Origin of the sequence: Phyllobacterium myrsinacearum, assembly GCF_014138285.1 — a bacterium.
Taxonomy (GTDB): domain Bacteria; phylum Pseudomonadota; class Alphaproteobacteria; order Rhizobiales; family Rhizobiaceae; genus Phyllobacterium; species Phyllobacterium myrsinacearum_A.
The window spans coordinates 1,653,890-1,667,387 of sequence record NZ_JACGXN010000001.1 but is presented as its reverse complement, the minus strand read 5'-3'; the positions used below and the strand labels follow the sequence as shown (position 1 = coordinate 1,667,387).

Sequence of the window (13,498 nt, the reverse complement as noted above, 5' to 3'; positions counted from 1 at the left end):
ATAATTTCCAGGGGGTTGACTTTCCCTGGGAAGGGGACCAAATGGCACCACGTGACCGGAAAATTTCGGTCACGTATCACCAAACCGGAGTCTATCTCTTATGCCCAACGACGACAGTCATAGTCGATTGTTTGCGCCGTCATTGGCGATCGTGGCCTGATTCTTAAGAGATCAGCTCGCCCCGATCAGCCGTGACGGCGGATCGACGGAAAGGCGAGCTAAAATGAACGACCTTCGCTTAACCCAGGATGCACTCAATGCCGACTTGGCACAGGCATCCAATGTAGCTGAACAGCTTGCTGCCATGCAGGCCGCTGATGCTGTTGAACTGCTCAATGAACTCGATATCGAGGATGCTGTCGGCATTCTGGCTGAAATGCCGCGCGATCACGCCGTTTTGATCCTGGATCAGCCCGAACTGCACTCATCCGCCGAGATTATCGCCGAGCTTCCCGCACCGATCGCACGCGAACTGCTCGATGCTATGTCGGCCGACCGTGTCACGGATATTTTCCAGCAGTTCGACGATGAAACCCGTATCCGCCTTGCTTCCAGCCTCGGGCAGGAAACCAAGGCCGCGCTTCGCAAACTGTTGCATTACCCGCCCCATACGGCAGGCAGCCTGATGACCACGGAGTTTGTCAGCGTTCCCGCCAACTGGAACGTCGCTGCAACGCTTCAGCATATTCGCGAAGTTGAGCGGTCTCGCGAGACGATTTATGCAATCTACGTGACCGACCCGAAGACCAAGGGTCTGTTGCGTGCTGTTGCATTGCGCCGACTGATCACCAGCGAGGCAAATGATTCCATCATGAGCGTCGGCCGCGACGTAGCCCCCGTGACTGTCGGTCCGCTGACCGACCAGGAGGACGTCGCCCGGCTCTTCCGCAAGCACGATCTGCTTGCCGTTCCCGTGGTCAATGACGACAATCACATCATCGGTATCGTTACCGTCGATGATGTGATCGACGCCATGACGCAGGAAATGACCGAAGACACGCTGAAATTCGGCGGCATGGAGGCCTTGAACAAGCCCTACATGCAGATCGGATTTGTCCAAATGCTGCGCAAGCGGGCAGGCTGGCTGGGTGTATTGTTTCTCAGCGAGATGCTGACCGCCAGTGCCATGCAGTATTTCGAGGGTGAACTGGAAAAGGCTGTCGTTCTCACCTTGTTCATACCATTGATCATGAGTTCAGGGGGCAATTCCGGCTCCCAGGCCACATCGCTGTTGATACGTGCCCTGGCGTTGCAGGAATTGCGTCTGAAGGATTGGTGGCGGGTCGCCCTGCGTGAGCTGCCCACCGGGATGGTGCTTGGCTCCTTCCTTGGCCTGATCGGCGTCATCCGCATCAGTACATGGCAGATGATCGGCCTGTATGATTACGGCCCGCACTGGATGCTGATCGCCGCAACTGTTGGCGCTGCGTTGATCGGTATTGTGACCTTCGGATCGCTCGTCGGATCGATGCTGCCATTTCTCCTGCAAAAGATCGGCTTCGATCCTGCCAGCGCCTCTGCGCCTTTTGTCGCCACGCTGGTCGACGTGACCGGGCTGGTGATCTATTTCTCGATTGCGCTGGTCTTCCTTTCCGGCACCCTGCTTTGACCAGACGCGCGGCAATTTCCCGGATTTGCCGCGCTCAACCCCAGCGGAGAGCTGTTACGCCTGCATAGCTGTAATGCAGGCAACGGCCAGCCAAAAGCGTATCCCCCCTTTCGCATTTGCGAAAAAACATGTAAGGAGCGCGCAAATGCAAAGCGGCGCCAGCATGTGAGCGTCCACAATCCTCCAAAAGAGAAACTCATGAAACTGCGCAACATCGCGATCATCGCACACGTTGACCATGGCAAAACCACGCTCGTTGACGAACTTCTGAAACAGTCCGGCAATTTCCGTGACAACCAGCGCGTTGCCGAACGCATGATGGATTCGAACGACATCGAAAAGGAACGCGGGATCACCATTCTCGCCAAAGCCACTTCGGTCGTCTGGAAGGATGCACGCATCAACATCGTCGACACCCCAGGCCACGCTGATTTCGGCGGCGAAGTCGAACGTATTCTGAGCATGGTGGATGGCGCGATCGTTCTCGTTGACGCTGCCGAAGGCCCGATGCCACAGACCAAATTCGTGGTCGGCAAGGCGCTCAAGGTCGGCCTGCGTCCGATCGTTGCCATCAACAAGATCGATCGTCCTGACGCGCGTCACGAAGAAGTCGTCAATGAGGTCTTCGATCTCTTTGCCGCTCTTGACGCGACGGATGAACAGCTCGACTTCCCGATCCTCTACGGTTCAGGCCGCAATGGCTGGATGGCGCGCAACCCGGAAGGTCCGCAGGATCAGGGTCTGTCGGCACTCTTCGACATGGTTCTTGAACATGTGCCTGCGCCTACCGTTGGCGAAGGTCCGTTCAAGATGATCGGTACGATTCTCGAGGCCGATCCTTTCCTTGGCCGTATCATTACCGGCCGCATTCATTCGGGCACGGTCAAGTCGAACCAGCAGGTCAAGGTTTTGCATGGCGACGGCACCCAGCTTGAAACCGGCCGCATCTCGAAGATTCTCGCATTCCGCGGTCTTGAGCGCCAGCCGATTGACGAAGCGCATGCGGGCGACATCGTTGCTATCGCCGGCCTGCAGAAGGGCACGGTTGCCGACACGTTCTGCGCAACGGATGTCAGCGAGCCGCTCCACGCTCAGCCGATCGATCCGCCAACCGTCACCATGTCCTTCATCGTCAACGATTCTCCGCTTGCCGGTACCGAAGGCGACAAGGTAACGAGCCGTGTCATTCGTGACCGCCTCCTCAAGGAAGCCGAAGGCAACGTTGCGCTGAAAGTCGAAGAATCCGGTGACAAGGATTCGTTCTTCGTGTCCGGCCGCGGCGAATTGCAGCTTGCTGTTCTCATCGAAAACATGCGCCGCGAAGGTTTCGAACTTGGCGTATCGCGTCCGCGCGTCGTCATGGAAAAAGACGAAGACGGCAACCTGCTTGAACCGATCGAAGAAGTTCTCATCGACGTTGACGAGGAATATTCGGGCACGGTCGTGCAGAAGATGTCCGAGCGCAAGGCCGAAATGGTCGAGCTGCGTCCATCCGGCGGCAATCGCGTCCGCATGGTATTCTACGCACCGACCCGTGGTCTCATCGGCTATCAGTCGGAACTTCTGACCGATACACGCGGCACCGCCATCATGAACCGTCTGTTCCGCGCCTATGAGCCCTTCAAGGGTGAAATCGCTGGCCGCAACAACGGCGTTCTGATCTCCAACGATCAGGGCGAGTCGGTTGCCTTCGCCATGTGGAACCTCGAAGATCGCGGCCCGATGGTTATCGAAGCCGGCACGAAGGTTTATGCCGGCATGATCATCGGCATTCACTCACGTGATAACGATCTGGAAGTGAATGTGCTCAAGGGCAAGAAGCTGACCAACATCCGGGCCGCCGGCAAGGATGAAGCGGTCAAGCTGACACCGCCGATCCGCATGACGCTGGAACGCGCCCTGTCATGGATTCAGGATGACGAACTGGTTGAAGTCACACCGAAATCCATTCGTCTGCGCAAGCTTTACCTTGATCCGAACGAACGCAAGCGTTTTGAGAAGAGCAGCAAGACTGCCGGGGCTGCGTAAAACGGCCTCAACCATTCAATGACCGGAAGAGCGGCGATTTTCGCCGCTCTTCTTTTTTGTGCCATTTTCTTTTTGGTGCAAGACGCAAAAAATCGTTTTGAATGCCAGTTGCGAAGTCCTGACTGCCGGGTCTATGGTTAAGAAATCATGAACACCCATGTGACCGAGATCAGACGAGCAGAACTGGCCGATGCGGGCGCAATCTCCGCCGTGCATCTGGCTGCCTGGCAAGGTGCCTATCGGGGCATCATTCCCCATCGTTCACTCAATACCATGTTGCACCGTCGCGGTGCGGACTGGTGGGCGAGAGCCATTCGCCGCTCCACACAAATTCTCGTTGCCGATATTGGCGGCATCGTCGCAGGTTATGCCACACTGGGACCCAACCGGGCACGACAGCTGCCGCAAAAGGGTGAAATCTACGAACTTTACATCCGTCCCGAATATCAGGGATTGGGTCTGGGTACACGGCTACTGGGCGCTTCTCGCCGGAGCCTTGTCGACCAAGGCCTCAAGGGTATGGTTATCTGGGCTCTTGAAGACAATGATCTTGCGATCAGTTTCTACGAAAATGCAGGCGGCAAGGATGTAGCCGAAGGCGTCGAATGTTTTGAGGGCAAGACCTTAAAGAAAATCGCCTTCGTCTGGAACTGATTGTCGGCATGCCGCCCGTAAAAGCTACCCCCGCTTCATCTTCCCCGTGCCGCATGAGGCCCTTGGCATTGCCATATCTGGCGTTCATTGTCTTTTTATGTACTTATTTCCACAGAATGGGCCTATCACTCCCCCTTTGGGACATGGATTGACGACGCAATTCTTGCGTCATGCCATAAAAATCTTTACAGCACTCCCAAACCAACAAGGACTCTGAAAATATGCGCATTGATGCCATTTCGGTCGGCAATAATCCTCCTGAAGATGTCAACGTAATCATCGAGGTTCCAGTCGGCGGCCAGCCGATCAAGTACGAACTCGACAAGGATTCCGGCGCACTGTTTGTCGACCGGTTCCTGCACACACCGATGACCTATCCGGGCAATTACGGCTTTGTGCCTCATACGTTGTCGGACGATGGTGATCCGATTGATGTCCTGATCTGCAACACCCGTGCCCTGATGCCAACCAGCGTCATCAATGTACGCCCGATCGGCGTTCTGGTGATGGAAGACAACAAGGGTCAGGATGAAAAGATCATTGCCGTGCCCTCGCCGCACCTGACCCTGCGTTACGAGAAAGTCCACAACTACACGGACCTTCCGGAGATCACACTGAAGCAGATTCAGCATTTCTTCGAACACTACAAGGATCTGGAGCCCGGCAAATGGGTGAAGATTGGCGATTGGGGTGATGAGGATGCGGCGCGCAAGCTGATCACCGAAGCCATCGAGCGTCACAACGCCAAGAAGGCCTGATTATTCTTCGGGCGATCCGAGCGCTGCGAGCTTCACAGCCAGCGCTTCCGGGTCGCCCGAAACTTTTATCTGTTTTAGCCGCGATGTTGCGCCTGCGCCAATGCTGACATCCCGCACGGCCACTCCAAGCCATTTTGCCAGCAGCTTTTCCAGCGCAGCATTGGCCTTGCCGTCTTCCGGTACTGCCCGTACCCGGGCTTTCAAATGCGCCCTGCCATCATCCGTTTCTTCTACACCTTCAATCGCATCCCTCGCTGACTTTGGCGTCAGCCGTACGAAGAGCGTGATGCAGTCACGCTCCTTGCGAAAGAATGCTGTGCTCAAAACAGGATTAGACCAGCAGCGGCGCAATCGTTGTCCAGAGGAACTGACGAAGGAAAAAGATAATCAGCAGCAACACGATCGGCGAAATATCGATACCGCCAAGATCAGGCAGAAAGCGCCGGATCGGACGCAAGGCAGGCTCGGTCACCCGATAAAGGAAATCACCGATCGAGGCGACAAACCTGTTGCTCGAATTGATCACATTGAACGCGTACAGCCATGAGAAGATCGCACTGGCAATCAGAATCCACGTATAGATATCGAGGGCCAGATCAATCGTGCGGATAAGAGCGAGCATAGGTTTCTCCTGATAATCACGCGACATGTAGCGATTGGCTGGCCTTCGGGCAAGAGGCAGCAGGTTTGCAGGCTTCAAAACAGCAGCGCCCTTTTTCACTTCCCATCCAAGTATTCGCCTTCCGAAGGCTTTGCTCATTGGCGGAACAACAGCATCCATTGATGTACAATTGAACGTTATTGTTGAATTTTAAAAACAGGAATAACTTATAGTTGTGAGTCGGGCAGTTCCGGCAAGCATTTATCTAGGGGGTTTCCATGCTCAATAAACTGTCAGCCGAATTCTTCGGTACATTCTGGCTCGTCCTTGGCGGTTGCGGCAGTGCCGTGCTTGCCGCTGCATTTCCGGGCGTTGGTATCGGTCTGCTTGGTGTTTCCTTTGCGTTTGGTCTTACGGTTCTAACCATGGCTTATGCGGTCGGCGGTATTTCCGGCGGCCACTTCAATCCCGCTGTTTCGCTTGGCCTTGCCGTAGCGGGACGCTTCGACTTCAAGGATCTTATCCCTTATTGGATAGCGCAGGTTGTCGGCGCGATCGCTGCGGCGGCGGTGCTTTATCTGATCGCCTCGGGCAAGGCGGATTTCGCCGGCGTCAAAGGTTTTGCTTCCAACGGCTACGGTGAGCTTTCTCCGGGCGGCTATGGACTGACTGCGGCTCTGATTGCAGAAGTTGTCTTTACTGCCTTCTTCATCATCATCATCCTTGGAGCAACATCTTCTTCGGTTCCGGCAGGCTTTGCGCCAATCGCGATTGGTCTGGGGCTGACCCTGATCCATCTGGTGTCGATTCCAGTAACGAATACCTCTGTCAATCCGGCCCGGTCCACCGGTGTCGCACTGTTCGCGGAGACTGCTGCTCTCAGCCAGCTCTGGCTTTTCTGGGTAGCTCCGCTTGTTGGCGCCATTGTTGGTGCAATCATCTGGAAGGCGCTTCTCGGTAAAGACTGAGACTTCGATCTTTTCACACTTGATTTGGGCCGGTTATCCGGCCCATTTTTATCTGAGGGTGCAACACTATAATATTTCGCATTTGCTATCCCCTTTGGTGGTGAATTGCTCTAGAAGAAATCTCCAGATTCCGGAGCCTTTCATCGAAATGACCCTCCCTGAAACGAATGCGGCTCATGATCGTTATGCCGCCTTTCGCCATTCATCTTTCACCCGCTACTGGCTGTCCCGCTTCTTCGGATCCTTTGCTATCCAGATTATCAGCGTGTCTGTTGGCTGGCAGATTTATGATCTGACGCGCGATCCCTTTGATCTCGGGCTTGTCGGACTTGTGCAGTTCGCCCCATCATTGCTGCTGGTCCTTGTCACCGGCGCTGCGGCAGACCGCTTTGGCCGCCGGTTCATCATGGGCCTCGCCCTTGCTGCGGAAATGATCTGCGCGGCCGTGCTGCTCCTGCTGACAGTCACCCACATGTTCACGCCTCTTGCCGTGTTTGCCATTCTCGCGGGATTTGGTGTGGGACGCGCCTTTCTCGGCCCAGCTTCGGCCTCTCTCGTCGTTAACCTTGTGCCGACGGAGGTTTTCTCGAACGCCGTGTCCTGGAATTCCTCGGCCTGGCAGATTGCCACGATCGTTGGCCCAGTTGCCGGCGGCCTGCTCTACGGCTTGTCGCCGGTCATCGCCTACAGCATCGCGACAATCCTGCTGGCCGCCGCAACAATCTGCATTTTCTCCATCCCCAAACCTACCCAGCACACATTGACTGAAAAGAAGTCATTCCAGACACTGATGGCCGGGTTCCACTATATCTGGAAAGAGAAGGTCGTTCTCGGCGCTATTTCACTTGATCTGTTCGCAGTGCTTCTGGGCGGCGCTGTAGCACTTCTACCCGTTTATGCCCGGGATATCCTTCAGCTTGGGCCCTGGGGGCTTGGCATGTTGCGCGCAGCGCCTGGCATCGGTGCCATTCTCACAGCGCTCTGGCTGGCGGGCCATCCAATCCGCGATCACGCAGGCATGATCATGTTTCTGTTCGTCGCGCTTTTCGGCTTACTCACCATCATGTTTGGCGTATCCAATCTGGCATGGCTGTCCATAGCGCTGCTGGCACTGATGGGCGCCGCCGACATGATCAGCGTTTATATCAGGGAAACGCTCCTGCAGCTCTGGACACCGGACCATGTGCGCGGCCGCGTCAACGCGGTCAATATGGTGTTTGTCGGGGCCTCGAACGAGTTGGGTGAATTCCGCGCCGGCATCATGGCGTCGCTGATAGGCACAGTCCCCGCCGTAGTCTTCGGTGGTGTCGGCACAATCGCGGTGGCAGGTCTTTGGGCTTACTGGTTCCCGCAACTGCGCAAAGCGCGCAATCTGCAAGGCAGAACCTAGGCTCTTTAGGCAAGAACCGGCGCGCCGAAAATCGTTTCGAGGAAGCGCTGCAACCAGGCCTTGAGCATGGCGTCATAGACCAGACGGCCTTCCAGATGTTCTCGGCCCTGTTGCGCGTTGTTCATTGTAAAGCGCTCTGAACCGCGCACCACCCAGCGCTGCATCATCGCGCGGGTCAACTCGGCATGGAATTGTACACCCCAGGCATTCTCGCCGTAGCGAAAAGCCTGATTGTGATAAGCTTTGGCCGTTGCCAGAAGCGTGGCGCTGCTTGGCAGGTCAAAACCCTCCCGATGGAAGTGGTAAACCATCGACGGCCAGTCCATCAGAGACTTGCCGGCCTCGGTCGCTTCGAGTTCGTACCATCCGATCTCCACCAGACCTTCGGGATGCGGTCCCACTGAACCGCCAATATGCTTGGCAAGCATCTGGGCCCCAAGGCAAATACCGAGAAAGGGTTTGTTTTCCGCAAGCGGTACGGAAAGCCAGTCGGTTTCGCGGGCAACGAACTCATCCGGATCATTGGCGCTCATCGGGCCGCCAAAAATGACGGCGCCCGCATGGCCTTCCAGCGTCTCCGGCAAATCATCGCCAAGTGGCGGGCGGCGGATATCAAGATCAAAACCGGATTGCAGCAGCAACTGGCCGACCCGGCCAGGGCTGGAACGTTCCTGATGCAGTACCGTAAGGATTTTCGGGCGTTTCACTTGCCGGTTCTCCATCCAGTCTGTCTGGAACATTCTTGCGTTTCCTATTCCTCTTGCACCGCCTGTTTGGCACGAAGGGCTGCTTTCTGCTTCACCGTTACACGATCACGAGATGAAACACCGATGAGTTCCGCCACACGCCAGACGACGTTCTCTTCCAGCTCATGCGCGGATCCGTCGGCGAAAACCACGTCCCACATCAGTTCAATGAAGTGAATTCGCGCCTCTTCGTCAAGATTGCGTTTGAGCACGCTGGTGAAACTATAGAGATCCACCGCTTCCTGATCCGCCTGTTCGCTGTCTTCAAGCAGCCTTTTCAGCGCTTCGCCTTTGAGACCATAGGCTTCGGAAATCAACTGCGACAGGCGCTTGCGCTCGACTTTGCGCCGCTCGCCGTCCGCATCCATGACATGAAACATCAATGCTGCCGCAGCAAGACGCGGATCATTTCTGGAGAAATGCCCTTTTCCACTCTCGCCGGATGGCAGAGCCTTGAAGAAAGTTACGAGGCGGTCGAGCATAAATATGGATCTCTCAGCGTTGTTACCAATGGCCCGAATCAACTGATAGCTCGGCTGACGAGGCCCCGCCATTGTGCATCTTGCCGCAAAGACCGCTATTGAAATTAACGTGTTATGATCGACACACCGGCTGCGGGTTCAAAGGTTCATTACGCAGCCTGACGCGCTGTCCGCGATCCGGTTACCCATTCACTTCAATCGTTCGGCAAAAACCGCGAGTTGGTCGATCGTGGTTCCCCAACCATCGTGGAATCCCATTTCTTCATGCTTTCGGGAGTCTGCCGGGTTTTTATGCAGAACGCGGGCCGAGTAGCGGGTGCCGCTTCCCTCTGCTTCAAATGTTATGATTGCGGTCAATGCCAGCCAAGGTTCGACCGGTTTCCACCCCTCGGTCAGGACCGTCGTGAAAACCAGTTTAGCTTCGGGAATGATTTCCAGAAAACAGCCGTCGACGTGCGGTTGGAATTCGCCGCCGCCCTCGCGCATGCGCGTCTCGAACGCGCCGCCGGGGTGGAGGTCAAGCTTGATCACCTTGCATTCGATAGGGGCGGGTATCCACCATTTCGCCAGGTGCTCGCGCGTACTCCACGCCTTCCAGACGAGAGCTGGCGGCGCATTGATGAAACGCGCAATGGTCAATTCGGATTCTTCAGCCGGCATCTTCAATACTCCCCGACATTTGGGTTTCAACATAATCAGCAAGCCGGTCCGTTCTGGCCTGCCAAAGCGCACGCTGCTCGCAGAGCCAGGACTCGGCCGCCGTTAGCCTCTCGGTGTTCACCCAGCAGGTGCGGACGCGACCGACCTTTTTGGAACGGATCAGTCCATCCGCCTCAAGCACCCGAAGATGTTTCATGAACGACGGCAGTCCCATATTGAAGGGTTGCGCCAGTTCCTTGACCGGCGCGGGCCCCCTCGTCAGGCGACTGATAACTGCCCGTCTGGTCGGATCAGCAAGGGCGTGAAAAGCTGCATCGAGTGATGTTTGATAGTTTTCCATATGGAAAACCATAAAGGAAACTATCCCATTTGGCAAACTAAATCGCGTGCAGCGATGGCGATACACCGATTCAATGCCCGCGAGGAGGCATTGCCATCAGCGAACTGGTCGGATTGCCGGATATGTCGGGCTAATCGTTATTGTGCTGGCTCTGGCCTAGAAGAGCCGAAACTTCTTGTTTGGCCGCTCTTCCTCATCGTCTGGCAGTACTCCGGGATCATCCGGCACCGGAATGATCAGTTTTTCCTCATCATCCGCCGGTGCAGCCGCCACCTTTTCCGGCAGCGGAGGCAATACCGATGCAATCCGCTCATGCGCCTGCTGTTCTTCGGTCGCGACCGTCAGCGATGCCTCAACTGGCTTTGATGGTGCAGGTTTCGAAACGGGTTCAGCCGATACGACCTCCGCATCTGTAACATCCGAATTCGGTTCAATCACCCGCGAAACGGGCTTCTCAGCCGCCACGATCACCGATTTCTCCCGGATCAACGGTTCGCTGACCTCGCGCCTGGACGGCGTCTGGATAGGTCTAGCCGCAAGCGCACTGTCAAAATCCTCTCGCGCATCAATCACGGTTCCAAGCTGTTCGACCGGAACCTTCCACTCAAACGCATTGAGTTTGCCTGTCACCGGGGAGGCGGGAGCCCAGCGCTCTGAAACATAGCCGTCCGCAGTCCAGGCGGGGTCACGGGGCGCCTTGACGGCCCGGGAGAGCCACTGGCGCACGCGCCCCTGATCGCCCGTCTGTGCTTCCTCGATATCGGCCAGCAGCAGATAGGCACTTTCGCGCGGCGCGGTGCGCAGGACCGTCTCTGCCGCCTCACGCGCCTCCTTCAGCTCACCAGCGGCCAGCGCCGCGTGGGCAATGGCGAGGCTGGATTCCGGATGATGCGGGTAGAGCCCCGCCAGATGGCGGGCACGCTTCAGGCGATCGAAGACGGAATCACCCAGCCGCGCATGGACGTATGTTTCCGCCACTTCCGGATGCGGTTCCTTCTTCCAGACGTGCTCGAGAATTTTTGATCCTTTGCGCAAGTCACCCTGCTGGAACAACACTTTGGCTGCAACAATCGCGGCGGGAACCAGATCGGGCACCAGTTTATTGGCTTCAATGGCGATGGGTTTCGATCCGACCGGATCGCTCTCGAACGTATCGATCGCCTTGGCGGTCAGGAGAACAGCACGCTCACGTTTGGCTGTGTCCTTGTCGATCTGCTTGGTCAACTTCTGCTTTTCGAGCAATTCCAGAGCGCCATCCCAGTCGCCGTGTGCTGTCTTCTGACCGAGTGCAGCTGTAGCGGCCCATTCCACGTTGGGCGCGAGAAGTGCTGCCTGTTCCGCATATTGCTTGGATGCCTCGCGTGCACCAAGCCGCTGCGCTTCCAGATAGAGGCCCCGCAGGCCCAGAAGCTTGGTTTCCGGATCATCAAGCATGGCCTGAAATTTAGTCCGCGCATCATCCGTGCGCCCTTCCAGCATGGCTGCCTGTGCGTCCAGAAGCTTGATGAGCGGCTCTTGATCGACATTCAGCAACTTCTCTGCCTGTTTGATCATGCGCCGCGCTGTTTGCCCGTCTCCCGCTCCGGCTGCAATCAAACCCGTCGACAGGGATTGATAGCCGCGGTCACGCTTGCGGGCACGAAAGTGGCGGCGCAAGGCGTAGGGAGAAGCGACAACACTCTTGATTATCCACCAGACAAGCATGACACCGGCCACAAGCGCCACTATGGCCGATGCGGCCACCATCAGGCTGACCTTGTGCTGCATACCAGCAAAGGTGATGACGAGATCTCCAGGCCGGTCGGCAAGCCAGGCAAAGCCGAAACCAAGCACCAGTACAACGAGAAGGAAAGACAGGACTCTGATCATGATCATCTTCCCTTACTGTGCCGCAGCCGGTGTTTTGATACCGGTTAATGCATTGGAGAGTGCCGCAGACACGACGTCGCCAGCCTTTTGTCGGGCACGCATGGCATTGGCGAAATCCGTCGAAACCGCCTTGGCTGAGTCCGGCAGTTTGTCCCAATCCGCAAGGGCAGCGGCGAGATCATCAGCATTGAGATGCGCCTCGATACGCGCCGTTATGGCATCCACGCCCTCGCCCTCGATGAGCCCTACCGGCCGCGATTGCACCAACCCTTCAGCACTAGCCCACAGCCGGTCGAGAATACCGGCATTGGGATCGACGGTTCGCGTGGTCGCAATGATTTTTGTGGCCACATTATCGAACTGGCTCGCCAGCATGCTGACCGTTGGAACACCCGCCGAGGCGGTGGCCCGAAGCCCCTCCACATCAGCGGAAGCAGGCGCAACAGCAAGATAGGTATCAAGCTCCGCCGCGAAAGGCCCGCCCCGGTCAATGGCTGACTTTAATCCTGTGGCCGCGATGGCCAAGGCCATGTTGTTTTGGCCGGCGTCATCCTGAACCTTCGTTTCAAGGGCATCGAGACGTGTCTGCAAGGCGGCCGATGCCTGCGCTTCACCTGCAAGAGCGCCTGCAGCCTGCTCGGCTTTCTGCTGGCTGGCGGCGAGCTGTGTTTCCAACGAGGCTATGCGCGTATCAATGGCACTGGTGTCAACTGTACCCCCTCCTGCGCTGCCTGCGTTTGCCTGGGCGTCTGCCACACTCTGCTTCACCATCTTCAATTCATCGGCCAGACCAGACACCTGACCCAAAGCCTGTTTGGCATTTTCTACCGCGCCATTGAGCGCAACCTGCGCACCCTCGTCGAGCGCCGCTTTCGGTGGTGCAGCATTGCGCAGTTCCGCAATCTGCTGTTCCACAGCTGAGAGATCGGCCTTGGGTGAAGGCAGTACACCGGCCCACTGCAGAGCTGCAGCGCCAAGCAGCGCCACAACACCGCCAATCAGCCCTGACGTCAGGCGCCCCAGCGGATCATTGACCTTCTGCGGGACGGTAACAGATGCAGAAACAGCTGGCTTCGGCTGGTCGGTGGACGGCGACCTGCCGAATGACGCGCCTTGCTGGTATGCGTTTTCCGTTTTGGGTGTGTTTTCACTCTTAATCGACGCTGCTTTCTCTGGCTCGCGCTTTGGTTCCTGCGGCTTGACGCTGGCGTCAGGACTGAACCCAACAGGTTCCGGTTGAGGAACATTTCCACTGGCGGAGGAACTCTTCACAACATCCGATGGCTCCAGTTCAATCGTCACAGGCTTTCGGGCTGACTTCGAATGACGGGGAACGGATGATTTGGCCATGGATACTCTCTTCAGAACAATTGGGTTGACTGAAACCCCAAGC

At 56.7% G+C, this 13,498-nt stretch carries 14 protein-coding genes; 6 read left to right on the top strand and 8 right to left on the bottom strand.

The features are described from left to right. Window positions 1-223 precede the first annotated feature (223 nt). The 4 genes from mgtE (at window position 224) to ppa (ending at window position 5,049) form a co-directional block, all read left to right on the top strand. Window positions 224-1,609, top strand: a complete 1,386-nt coding sequence (mgtE, locus tag FHW16_RS08300) for a magnesium transporter (protein WP_182548595.1) — start codon at window positions 224-226, stop codon at window positions 1,607-1,609. Window positions 1,610-1,807: 198 nt separating this feature from the next. Then, window positions 1,808-3,637, top strand: a complete 1,830-nt coding sequence (gene typA / locus FHW16_RS08295; protein WP_182548594.1) for a translational GTPase TypA — start codon at window positions 1,808-1,810, stop codon at window positions 3,635-3,637. 147 nt (window positions 3,638-3,784) lie between these two features. Beyond that, a complete protein-coding gene (locus FHW16_RS08290; protein WP_182548593.1) occupies window positions 3,785-4,291 on the top strand; it encodes a GNAT family N-acetyltransferase in 507 nt (168 codons plus the stop codon). A gap of 221 nt (window positions 4,292-4,512) precedes the next feature. Continuing rightward, window positions 4,513-5,049, top strand: a complete 537-nt coding sequence (ppa, locus tag FHW16_RS08285) for an inorganic diphosphatase (protein WP_091879537.1) — start codon at window positions 4,513-4,515, stop codon at window positions 5,047-5,049. Here ppa and FHW16_RS08280 read toward each other — a convergent pair whose 3' ends face one another. Together FHW16_RS08280 and FHW16_RS08275 are read right to left on the bottom strand one after the other, a co-directional pair. Beyond that, on the bottom strand, window positions 5,050-5,373 hold the full coding sequence (locus tag FHW16_RS08280; RefSeq protein WP_182548592.1) for a DUF167 family protein: 324 nt from the start codon (window positions 5,371-5,373) through the stop codon (window positions 5,050-5,052). Window positions 5,374-5,380: 7 nt separating this feature from the next. After that, entirely contained in the window at window positions 5,381-5,671 is a 291-nt protein-coding gene (locus FHW16_RS08275; RefSeq protein ID WP_182548978.1) for a YggT family protein, read from the bottom strand. A gap of 257 nt (window positions 5,672-5,928) precedes the next feature. Between FHW16_RS08275 and aqpZ the strand changes: the two genes are divergently transcribed. Both aqpZ and FHW16_RS08265 read left to right on the top strand, forming a co-directional pair. Continuing rightward, complete coding sequence (gene aqpZ / locus FHW16_RS08270; protein WP_182548591.1) at window positions 5,929-6,618, top strand: aquaporin Z; 690 nt, start codon at window positions 5,929-5,931, stop codon at window positions 6,616-6,618. Window positions 6,619-6,766: 148 nt separating this feature from the next. Then, the gene (locus FHW16_RS08265; RefSeq protein WP_182548590.1) at window positions 6,767-8,008 is read left to right on the top strand and encodes an MFS transporter; all 1,242 of its coding nucleotides are present in this window, start codon (window positions 6,767-6,769) and stop codon (window positions 8,006-8,008) included. A 5-nt stretch (window positions 8,009-8,013) separates the two neighbouring features. On the opposite strand, the gene FHW16_RS08260 is transcribed toward FHW16_RS08265, so the two are convergent. The 6 genes from FHW16_RS08260 to FHW16_RS08235 all read right to left on the bottom strand — a co-directional run bounded on the left by FHW16_RS08260 (window position 8,014) and on the right by FHW16_RS08235 (window position 13,455). Further along, window positions 8,014-8,748 (bottom strand): glutamine amidotransferase, encoded by a 735-nt coding sequence (locus tag FHW16_RS08260; RefSeq protein WP_182548589.1) that lies wholly within the window; start codon window positions 8,746-8,748, stop codon window positions 8,014-8,016. An 11-nt stretch (window positions 8,749-8,759) separates the two neighbouring features. After that, entirely contained in the window at window positions 8,760-9,236 is a 477-nt protein-coding gene (locus FHW16_RS08255; RefSeq protein WP_182548588.1) for a TerB family tellurite resistance protein, read from the bottom strand. A gap of 189 nt (window positions 9,237-9,425) precedes the next feature. Further along, entirely contained in the window at window positions 9,426-9,896 is a 471-nt protein-coding gene (locus FHW16_RS08250) for an SRPBCC family protein (protein ID WP_182548587.1), read from the bottom strand. After that, window positions 9,886-10,236, bottom strand: coding sequence for an ArsR/SmtB family transcription factor (locus FHW16_RS08245; protein WP_182548586.1), 351 nt, complete (start codon window positions 10,234-10,236; stop codon window positions 9,886-9,888). Before FHW16_RS08245 ends, FHW16_RS08250 begins: the two co-directional genes overlap by 11 nt. A 156-nt stretch (window positions 10,237-10,392) precedes the next feature. Then, the gene (locus FHW16_RS08240) at window positions 10,393-12,111 is read right to left on the bottom strand and encodes a heme biosynthesis protein HemY (protein WP_182548585.1); all 1,719 of its coding nucleotides are present in this window, start codon (window positions 12,109-12,111) and stop codon (window positions 10,393-10,395) included. Between the two features lie 6 nt (window positions 12,112-12,117). Next, a complete protein-coding gene (locus tag FHW16_RS08235) occupies window positions 12,118-13,455 on the bottom strand; it encodes a COG4223 family protein (protein WP_182548584.1) in 1,338 nt (445 codons plus the stop codon). Window positions 13,456-13,498: the final 43 nt, after the last annotated feature.

What these genes read in the sequence shown, in the direction of transcription:
- mgtE (WP_182548595.1), top strand. Translation starts at nt 224, where the DNA reads ATGAACGACCTTCGCTTAACCCAGGATGCACTCAATGCCGACTTGGCA.
- typA (WP_182548594.1), top strand. Translation starts at nt 1,808, where the DNA reads ATGAAACTGCGCAACATCGCGATCATCGCACACGTTGACCATGGCAAA.
- FHW16_RS08290 (WP_182548593.1), top strand. Translation starts at nt 3,785, where the DNA reads ATGAACACCCATGTGACCGAGATCAGACGAGCAGAACTGGCCGATGCG.
- ppa (WP_091879537.1), top strand. Translation starts at nt 4,513, where the DNA reads ATGCGCATTGATGCCATTTCGGTCGGCAATAATCCTCCTGAAGATGTC.
- FHW16_RS08275 (WP_182548978.1), bottom strand. Translation starts at nt 5,671, where the DNA reads ATGCTCGCTCTTATCCGCACGATTGATCTGGCCCTCGATATCTATACG.
- aqpZ (WP_182548591.1), top strand. Translation starts at nt 5,929, where the DNA reads ATGCTCAATAAACTGTCAGCCGAATTCTTCGGTACATTCTGGCTCGTC.
- FHW16_RS08265 (WP_182548590.1), top strand. Translation starts at nt 6,767, where the DNA reads ATGACCCTCCCTGAAACGAATGCGGCTCATGATCGTTATGCCGCCTTT.
- FHW16_RS08260 (WP_182548589.1), bottom strand. Translation starts at nt 8,748, where the DNA reads ATGTTCCAGACAGACTGGATGGAGAACCGGCAAGTGAAACGCCCGAAA.
- FHW16_RS08255 (WP_182548588.1), bottom strand. Translation starts at nt 9,236, where the DNA reads ATGCTCGACCGCCTCGTAACTTTCTTCAAGGCTCTGCCATCCGGCGAG.
- FHW16_RS08250 (WP_182548587.1), bottom strand. Translation starts at nt 9,896, where the DNA reads ATGCCGGCTGAAGAATCCGAATTGACCATTGCGCGTTTCATCAATGCG.
- FHW16_RS08245 (WP_182548586.1), bottom strand. Translation starts at nt 10,236, where the DNA reads ATGGAAAACTATCAAACATCACTCGATGCAGCTTTTCACGCCCTTGCT.
- FHW16_RS08240 (WP_182548585.1), bottom strand. Translation starts at nt 12,111, where the DNA reads ATGATCATGATCAGAGTCCTGTCTTTCCTTCTCGTTGTACTGGTGCTT.
- FHW16_RS08235 (WP_182548584.1), bottom strand. Translation starts at nt 13,455, where the DNA reads ATGGCCAAATCATCCGTTCCCCGTCATTCGAAGTCAGCCCGAAAGCCT.